This window comes from Nocardia sp. NPDC058497 (assembly GCF_042720195.1).
Taxonomy (GTDB): Bacteria; Actinomycetota; Actinomycetes; order Mycobacteriales; family Mycobacteriaceae; genus Nocardia.
In genome coordinates this window covers 12,525-17,039 of sequence record NZ_JBHXMY010000069.1, presented here as the reverse complement: position 1 = coordinate 17,039, position 4,515 = coordinate 12,525, and the positions used below count along the sequence as shown (strand labels likewise).

7 protein-coding genes are annotated in these 4,515 nt (G+C 65.8%); 5 read left to right on the top strand and 2 right to left on the bottom strand.

Annotated features, from left to right (window positions below; translation table 11 throughout):
• Positions 1-329: 329 nt before the first annotated feature.
• Together dapC and fdxA are read right to left on the bottom strand one after the other, a co-directional pair.
• Complete coding sequence (gene dapC, locus ACFWPJ_RS07750; RefSeq protein WP_378848531.1) at positions 330-1,421, bottom strand: succinyldiaminopimelate transaminase; 1,092 nt, start codon at positions 1,419-1,421, stop codon at positions 330-332.
• Positions 1,418-1,741 carry a ferredoxin gene (gene fdxA, locus ACFWPJ_RS07745; RefSeq protein WP_189026332.1) on the bottom strand — a complete coding sequence of 108 codons (324 nt, stop codon included), beginning with the start codon at positions 1,739-1,741 and terminating at the stop codon, positions 1,418-1,420. Before fdxA ends, dapC begins: the two co-directional genes overlap by 4 nt.
• Before the next feature lie 195 nt (positions 1,742-1,936).
• Here fdxA and ACFWPJ_RS07740 point away from each other — a divergent pair, with 195 nt between their 5' ends.
• The 5 genes from ACFWPJ_RS07740 to ACFWPJ_RS07720 all read left to right on the top strand — a co-directional run bounded on the left by ACFWPJ_RS07740 (position 1,937) and on the right by ACFWPJ_RS07720 (position 4,468).
• Positions 1,937-2,776: an SH3-like domain-containing protein gene (locus ACFWPJ_RS07740; protein WP_378848529.1), complete on the top strand. Its 840-nt coding sequence runs from the start codon at positions 1,937-1,939 to the stop codon at positions 2,774-2,776.
• 22 nt (positions 2,777-2,798) lie between these two features.
• Positions 2,799-3,518, top strand: coding sequence for a thiocyanate hydrolase subunit gamma (gene scnC / locus ACFWPJ_RS07735; RefSeq protein ID WP_378848527.1), 720 nt, complete (start codon positions 2,799-2,801; stop codon positions 3,516-3,518).
• A gap of 62 nt (positions 3,519-3,580) precedes the next feature.
• The gene (locus ACFWPJ_RS07730) at positions 3,581-3,862 is read left to right on the top strand and encodes a thiocyanate hydrolase (RefSeq protein ID WP_378848524.1); all 282 of its coding nucleotides are present in this window, start codon (positions 3,581-3,583) and stop codon (positions 3,860-3,862) included.
• A 50-nt stretch (positions 3,863-3,912) separates the two neighbouring features.
• Entirely contained in the window at positions 3,913-4,176 is a 264-nt protein-coding gene (locus ACFWPJ_RS07725; protein ID WP_378848522.1) for a hypothetical protein, read from the top strand.
• 1 nt (position 4,177) lies between these two features.
• Positions 4,178-4,468, top strand: a complete 291-nt coding sequence (locus tag ACFWPJ_RS07720; protein ID WP_378848519.1) for a ribbon-helix-helix protein, CopG family — start codon at positions 4,178-4,180, stop codon at positions 4,466-4,468.
• The last annotated feature ends 47 nt before the right edge of the window (positions 4,469-4,515 follow it).

Genomic DNA, 4,515 nt, shown 5'->3' with positions numbered 1-4,515 from the left:
GCGCGGCGACCGAGCCGCCGTACCCGCTGCCGATCACCAGGGCGGGCACCTTGTCGCCGTCGGCCGCGGGGGCGGCGGCGGCGATCGCCCGGCTGCCCAGCGCGACCGCGCCTAACGTGAAACCTGTTGCAGCTAGGAACCCGCGGCGGGACATGCCCCCGGCGTATCGGTTTTGACCTGGCTTTTCATACAAGAACTCACGCACCGAGCGACTCCTCATCGAGACTGCAATGAGAACCTGTTATACCGAGACTTTCATCGAAAGAGACGCGTTTCGAACAAACGAAACCCCGGGCACGAGAGTGCCCGGGGTTTGCGGAAGCGGTAGGTCAGACCAGGCGTTCGGCCGCGGCGGCCACCCGTTCGTCGGTCGCGGTGAGCGCGATGCGCACGTGTTCCGGCGAGCGCGGACCGTAGAAATCGCCGGGGGCGGCGAGGATTCCACGCTCGGCGAGCCAGTCCAGGGTGACCCGGCACGGTTCGCGGCGGGTGGCCCACAGGTAGAGCCCGGCGTCGGAGTGATCGATCCGGAAACCGGCCTGCTGCAATGCCTTTCGCAGGATCTCGCGACGCGCGCGGTACCGTTCGCGCTGCTCCGCCTCGTGCTCGTCGTCGCTGAGCGCGGCGGTCATCGCGGCCTGGATCGGGAACGGCAGCATCATGCCGGAGTGCTTGCGCACCTCGAGCAGTTCGGCGACCAGTTCCGGGTCGCCCGCGACGAATCCGGCGCGGTAGCTGGCCAGATTCGAGGTCTTCGACAGCGAGTGGATCGCCAGCAGACCGGTGTGGTCGCCATCGCACACGCGCGGGTCGAGGATCGAGAGGGCCTCGCCCTCCCAGGTCAGGCCCAGGTAGCACTCGTCGGAGGCGACGATCGCGCCGCGCTCGCGGGCGAACGCGACCACCTTGCGCAGGTGCTCGAGGCCGAGCACCTTGCCGGTCGGGTTCGACGGCGAGTTCACGAAGATCAGTGCCGGGTTCTGCGGGCCGATCTGGGTGAGACCGTCCGCGCGCCACGGCTTCGAACCCGCCAGCAGCGCGCCGACCTCGTAGGTCGGGTAGGCGATCTCGGGGATCACCACCAGATCGTCGGCGCCGAGGCCGAGCAGGCGCGGCAGCCCGGCGATGAGCTCCTTGGTGCCGATCACGGGCAGCACGGCCGCCTCGTCGACGCCGGTGACCCCGAACCGGCGGGCCAGCGCAGCGACGGCGGCGGCGCGCAGCTCAGGGGTGCCGTGCGTGGTCGGGTAGCCGGGCACCGCGGCGACCGAGTGCAATGCCGCCTGGATCAGCGGATCGACCGGGTCGACCGGGGTGCCGACGGACAGGTCGACGAGCCCATCGGGATGCGCCGCCGCTTTCTGCTTGACCGCGGCGATCGTGTCCCAGGGAAAATCGGGCAGCAGGCTGCTGACCCTCATTCTTCTGCCATGGGGGGTAGCGCCTTGATGAAGGCCGGGTCGAAGTCGACCTTGCCCACCTTGGTGGCGCCACCGGGCGAACCCAGTTCGTCGAAGAAGTCGACGTTGGCGTTGATGTAACCGCTCCACTGGTCCGGGGTGTCGTCCTCGTAGAAGATCGCCTCCACCGGGCAGACCGGCTCACACGCACCACAGTCAACGCACTCGTCGGGTTGGATGTACAGCATGCGACCACCCTCGTAGATGCAATCCACGGGGCATTCCTCGATGCACGCCTTGTCCTTCACGTCAACGCACGGTTCAGCGATGATGTACGGCACTGCCGTTCTCCTAGTCTGTCCTCACCTGCGGTGGTACTCCGCCACCGAAACCCTATCCCGAGACCATGCCTCAGTCCCAGGTCAGCCTGCCCTAACTCGGCCTCCCGATCAGCTGATCACTCTTTACCTTCGCAGTATGGGGCCCTAGATTTGGTGCAAGGAACTCGTTGTCTCCGCGCGACGAAGGGACTCGCCATGAGTACGGCGGAAGATCGTGCGGCCGCGCTGGATCTGGTTGCCCGGCTCAAGTCCTCCTATCCCGAGCTTCCCGATGCACCGGCTCCCGACCTCCTCGACCACGCACGTCTGTGGGCGTATCTGAAGACCGACCACGATGTGGGCGGTGAGCCCGACGCCCCCATCATCTACGAGAACAAGCAGTACGAGACGTGGGAGCACAACACCTATGTGATCTGCGAGGTGCTGGCCTGGCGGGGGATCTGGCTGTCCGAGGAGCGGCGCCGGATCGGCAATGTCGACCTCGGACGCACCATGTACCTCGGCCTTCCGTACTACGGCAGGTGGCTGCTCGCGGTCGCGCGGGTTCTGGCCGAGAAGCAGCACATCGGGCTGACCGAACTGAGTGAGCGCATGCTCGAGGTCAAGGCGCGCTACGAGGGCGGACTGGCCGGGAGAACGCCGACGGCCGAGCCGAAGTTCGCGGGGGACGGCTCGCGGGTCAAGCGCAACAGTCATCACCTCGACGCGGTCGGCAAGGGCGATCCGCAGGTGTTCGCGGGTCGTGCGGGCGCGGCGAGATTCCGGGTCGGCGATCAGGTGCTCGTGCGGGAACTGCCCGCGCTGTTCTACACCCGCACGCCGGAATACGTTCGCGGTGCGGTCGGGGAGATCGCCGCGCTCGCCTACGAAAGCCCGGCCCCCGAGGACGAGACCTGGGACCGGCACGACGCGAAGCCCGAGTGGTTCTATGTCGTCGAGTTCGACCTGTCAAGACTGTGGGACACCTACACCGGGATCGGCACCGACGTACTACGCACCGAGATCCCCGAGCGGTGGCTCAGCCCGGCGAACTGATACCTGATCGGGAAAGGACTCCATGACCGGCCACGACCACGATCACGAACGTACCGTCGCACCGATGGTCGACGAGATCACCGATTTCGAAGTGCTGGAGATCGCACTGCGTGAGCTGTGCATCGAAAAGGGAATCTTCACCGCCGAGGAACACCGGCGATTCACCGAATTCGCCGAACAGATCGGCCCGACGCCCGCCGCGCGCCTGGTAGCCAAGTCCTGGCTCGATCCCGGTTTCAAGGCGCTCGCGCTCGCCGAACCGATGACCGCGAGCAAGGAAGTCGGCGTGGATTGGCTCGAGCCGACAGGTTTCGGCACACCGAGCGACTTCACGGCGTTCTCGATCCTCGAAGACACCCCCACCCTGCACAACGTGATCGTGTGCGCCTTGTGTTCGTGCTATCCGCGCCCGATCCTGGGCAATTCACCCGAGTGGTATCGCACGCCCAATTACCGGCGGCGCATGGTCCGCTGGCCACGCCAGGTGCTGTCCGAGTTCGGCCTCACCCTGCCCGAGGATGTCGCGGTGCGCGTGCAGGACTCGAACCAGAAGCACCGCTTCATGGTGATGCCACTTCGCCCCGCGGGTACCGACGGCTGGGACGAAGGTCAGCTCACGGAAATCCTCACCCGCGACTGTCTGATCGGCGTCGCCCTGCCCAAGCCGGGCGTGACCACGAACGTGATCACCGCGACCCGTCCTGCCATCCACCCGGTCAGCGAGCAAGGGAGCGGACACTGAGTACGCCCCACGACATCGAGCCGCTGAAAGCCATCGTCGAACGCAACCAGGTATGGCCGCGAATGGCCGCCGCCTACGGTGTCAGCAACCCCGTCCCGCCGTGGAAAACCAGCCTCGACGGCATCTGCGACGCCCTCGACCACGCCCGATGCGACGCCGACATCCCGAATTTCCAGCGCAGACGCGACGAAGAAGACGCCCTCTCGGCGACCCTCTATTCCAGCCTCCCCTACCCCGAGAACCAGCTCGTCGCCCTGGCCCATTCCCTCGTGACACGCGGCATCATCGACGAGCACGAACTCCAAGAACGCCTCACCACCATCCGAGCCCGCCTCGAATCCTGACCTCAGTCGATCGGGAGCATGTGTAGTACACCGCGTACTACACTGGTCCCGTGCTCGAAATCCACTGGACTGACGAGAGCGAGGCCCACATTGCCGCCCACGGCGTCACCCCGAGCGAGGTCGAACAAGCGACCCTGCGGCCCCGCTACCTTCAGCCGGGGCGCGACGAGACCACACTGTTGTTCGGGCGAACGACCGCAGGACGGTACCTGTTCGTCGTCTTGGCCGAAGCGGTCGACGGTCGTTCTTACATCGTCACCGCATATGACATGACGCCGAACCAGCGCAAGGTTTTCAACAAGAATGCGAAGTGAAATGAACCCTGAAAAGCTGAACGAATTGCGCGAGTACTACGACAACAACGAGGTCGCGATGGACCCGGCGACTGGATGCTGGGAGTCCGAGGACACTCGTCCCGCCAGTGAGCGGATGGCCGGATTCAGCGTTCGACTGCCCGTCGACGTGCTCGAGCGGGTCAGGGCGCTCGCGTCCGCCCGTGAGCTGTCGACAGGCGAGTGGATTCGACAGGCCGTCGAGGCGGCTGTGGTCGCAGCCGACACGGGGACCCCACGCGTGGTGGATGTGAATGAGCGGCATGGGATTTAATCCGAGATATGCCATTCCCCCTGAGAGTTAGACCGAGGCTGAACGGC

What these genes read in the sequence shown, in the direction of transcription:
- scnC (WP_378848527.1), top strand. Translation starts at nt 2,799, where the DNA reads ATGACCGGCCACGACCACGATCACGAACGTACCGTCGCACCGATGGTC.
- dapC (WP_378848531.1), bottom strand. Translation starts at nt 1,421, where the DNA reads ATGAGGGTCAGCAGCCTGCTGCCCGATTTTCCCTGGGACACGATCGCC.
- ACFWPJ_RS07730 (WP_378848524.1), top strand. Translation starts at nt 3,581, where the DNA reads ATGGCCGCCGCCTACGGTGTCAGCAACCCCGTCCCGCCGTGGAAAACC.
- ACFWPJ_RS07740 (WP_378848529.1), top strand. Translation starts at nt 1,937, where the DNA reads ATGAGTACGGCGGAAGATCGTGCGGCCGCGCTGGATCTGGTTGCCCGG.
- ACFWPJ_RS07720 (WP_378848519.1), top strand. Translation starts at nt 4,178, where the DNA reads ATGAACCCTGAAAAGCTGAACGAATTGCGCGAGTACTACGACAACAAC.